The sequence below is a fragment of the Prevotella sp. CAG:255 genome, assembly GCF_000431195.1.
Classification (GTDB): Bacteria; Bacteroidota; Bacteroidia; order Bacteroidales; family Bacteroidaceae; genus Prevotella; species Prevotella rara.
This window is the reverse complement of record NZ_HF986850.1, coordinates 575-881: the sequence shown is the minus strand read 5'-3', so window position 1 is coordinate 881 and position 307 is coordinate 575. Positions and strand designations below refer to the sequence as shown.

Below are 307 nucleotides of genomic sequence, written 5' to 3'. Positions count from 1 at the left end.
GTCAAGGCGGAACGGACTCGTGTTGTATCGCGGCTCGGTCAAAATGATGATACGGACAGCATTGTTGCAGACCGCTTCAACACCGCAGTCGGAACACATGAGGCCGTGGTAAAGAACACCATTGCGGCGTGCGTACACGGCACGCAGACTGTTACCGACGGACAGGCGTTGCGCCTCAGGCTGCTCGAACCGATGCGTGTTGGAGGCCGCCTCTTACCAAAAGGAACGGTGATAACAGGCTTGACGCGCCTTCAGGGCGAGCGTATGGAGGTGGAAATAGAGGCCGTAAGCCATAACGGCAGCGTGC

At 58.0% G+C, this 307-nt stretch carries 1 protein-coding gene; it reads left to right on the top strand.

The annotated features are described in order from the left end of the window. The coding region (traM, locus tag QVO66_RS11480; protein ID WP_288172846.1) for a conjugative transposon protein TraM at nt 1-307 on the top strand (307 nt) is incomplete at both ends.